This window comes from Phyllobacterium sp. (assembly GCF_037994405.1).
In the GTDB taxonomy this organism is placed as follows: Bacteria; Pseudomonadota; Alphaproteobacteria; order Rhizobiales; family Rhizobiaceae; genus Phyllobacterium.
Genome location: NZ_JBBNAN010000402.1, coordinates 1 through 2,132, shown reverse-complemented (window position 1 = coordinate 2,132; position 2,132 = coordinate 1). Strand labels below are relative to the sequence as shown.

Genomic DNA, 2,132 nt, shown 5'->3' with positions numbered 1-2,132 from the left:
AACTCTTCGATATGCTTGTCTTTGTTCGCGTCGTGGAAGCGGGCAGCCTCTCGGGAGCAGCACGTGATCTCAATCTTTCTCTGGCTGTCGTGAGCCGCAAGCTCGCGCGGCTGGAGGAAAGACTGGGTGTCCGCCTCGCGAACAGAACGACACGCACGCTCACGCTGACAGAAGAAGGCGATCGCTTTCACGCCCGGTGCACCCGGATTCTTTCGGAAATCAACGAAGCCGAAATGGAAGTGACCAGCGGCAAGAACACGGCGACTGGCCTCCTTCGCGTGACGTCGACTTTCGCCTTCGGTACGAGATGGCTGGCCCCGTTGCTCAAAGAGTTCCAGGCCAATCATCCCGGTCTTCATGTTCATCTCAACACGACCGATAGCGTCACGAGTATCGTGGAGGCCGGCTATGATCTGGCGATCCGGTTCGGGTCACTCGCGGACTCGAGCCTGATCGCCCGTCAGCTCGCACCGAACGTTCGTGTCATCTGTGCCTCTCCCTCCTACCTCGATGCCAAGGGGCATCCAGACACGATTGAGGACCTTCTGTTGCACGACTGTATCGTCTACGGAGAGCCGCCACTCGACCACTGGACGTTCCTCGATGGCCGGAGCGTCACGGTCAAGGGAACGCTGACGACCAACAATGGCGAACTCGCGCATCGTTGGGCACTCGCAGGCGGTGGTCTGGTCATGAAGTCACTTTGGGATGTGGCCGCGGACATCGAAGCCGGAGGCCTGGCGATCGTCCTTCCCGGTGTCAGACTACCTGCGGCGCCGATCCATGCCGTCTTTCCGCATAGCCGATTGACTGCGGCAAAGGTACGGCTTTGCGTGGAATTCCTGGCCACTAGGCTCAAGGCGCAAGCGGCATCAATGCCATTCCTTGGGGAACGCTTGCGATAGCCCTGCCACGCATTCGCCTGCCCGCCACTAAAAGGCCGATAGAGCCATCTGGCCCATCCGTGAACCTCAAATCGGTCAACCAGAGGCTCGCCGTTGGCGGGCACGTCCGCAGGTCGATGCGGCGAACCTCATGCAGCAAGACCCGAAGGGTGATGGTTCGCCCCATCACCGAAGAGTTTGCGATACGGGTCTGCGCATGCCGTCATCCCTCGGTCGCGGCTGCGAATTCTCGATGATCTCGATTTGGAAGGATGCTGAGTCAATTAAGAAGGCTGTAGGACAAGAATGGCAGCAACCGATTCTGCTGGAGGACGACACGGATCTTGTTGAAGCAGTCGAGATGCATCACTTCGAAACCTTCGGTCACGAACACGCAACCATCTATTGAAATCGAGTGCCACGGAGGCGGCGAAATAACCTCAAACCAAAAACGGACATGGGGAGCGAATGCTCCGGCAAGCCGCGAACAATGCGTCGGGGCGATGCTGCTGGAGATATCTGGCTCGGCTCTGACTCAACCGGCGTCATGCGACCGAACATATTAATCAGAGCAACCACGCGATCCGATTTTGTAACTCCTTCAACGATGCCGCCAAAGTGCCAACGGATTTTGTTCCCTAGGGAGGGGCCAGCGTTAGTCTGGCCCCTTTTTTTCCGCTGGCGTCAGCAATATATATTTCCTGAATTTGAGACGTATTCGATGGAGGCGCAGCGATGTCCGACACGACAGTTCGCGTATTCGTTGTGGAAGGCAAATTGACTATAACGGCTATTAAATTTCCATGTGCGAAGGATGCTCTCCTCGCTCTGCCAAAATATCCGGTATTGCAAGTGGAGATAGAAGGCGAGGGCACTATGTTGCCGGAAGAGTTCATGGCTTATTGCAACAATCGCGGGCTTGCAAATTAGTTAACTGCAATAATGGTTGCGGATGGCCTCGTTTGTCACATGAGCTTGCACGCGACGGCTCTATTCATGCCTAGGGGCAGGCTCTAGGTCGTGTACTCATAAAGATGCCTCAGTGCGGGGTAGACGCCTTACCGCCAATAGCTGAACTTCGAAGCCAAACATGGTCCATCGCCTGAAAGACCAATCTGGCTTTCGATGAATAACTCCAATTGACTTTGATGCAGATCAAGGAGCTTCTTTACGGAGCGATCTTGTATGGGGACATATCCCGGTAGCCAAAAAGGGGACTCGAAATGACCAACAGCTCCCACATGCCGA

The 2,132-nt window shown here is 55.7% G+C and carries 4 protein-coding genes; 3 read left to right on the top strand and 1 reads right to left on the bottom strand.

The window, feature by feature from the left end:
• Positions 1-11 precede the first annotated feature (11 nt).
• The 3 genes from AAAC48_RS22185 (at position 12) to AAAC48_RS22175 (ending at position 1,814) form a co-directional block, all read left to right on the top strand.
• Positions 12-905, top strand: coding sequence for a LysR family transcriptional regulator (locus AAAC48_RS22185; protein ID WP_340656265.1), 894 nt, complete (start codon positions 12-14; stop codon positions 903-905).
• A 130-nt stretch (positions 906-1,035) separates the two neighbouring features.
• Positions 1,036-1,293, top strand: coding sequence for a hypothetical protein (locus tag AAAC48_RS22180; RefSeq protein WP_340656264.1), 258 nt, complete (start codon positions 1,036-1,038; stop codon positions 1,291-1,293).
• 326 nt (positions 1,294-1,619) lie between these two features.
• A complete protein-coding gene (locus AAAC48_RS22175) occupies positions 1,620-1,814 on the top strand; it encodes a hypothetical protein (RefSeq protein WP_340656263.1) in 195 nt (64 codons plus the stop codon).
• Positions 1,815-1,942: 128 nt separating this feature from the next.
• On the opposite strand, the gene AAAC48_RS22170 is transcribed toward AAAC48_RS22175, so the two are convergent.
• A partial coding sequence (locus tag AAAC48_RS22170; RefSeq protein WP_340656262.1) for a hypothetical protein occupies positions 1,943-2,132 on the bottom strand: 190 nt, incomplete at its 5' end.

Excerpts from the sequence above, each read along its gene's own strand:
- AAAC48_RS22185 (WP_340656265.1), top strand. The coding sequence starts at position 12 with ATGCTTGTCTTTGTTCGCGTCGTGGAAGCGGGCAGCCTCTCGGGAGCA.
- AAAC48_RS22180 (WP_340656264.1), top strand. The coding sequence starts at position 1,036 with ATGCAGCAAGACCCGAAGGGTGATGGTTCGCCCCATCACCGAAGAGTT.
- AAAC48_RS22175 (WP_340656263.1), top strand. The coding sequence starts at position 1,620 with ATGTCCGACACGACAGTTCGCGTATTCGTTGTGGAAGGCAAATTGACT.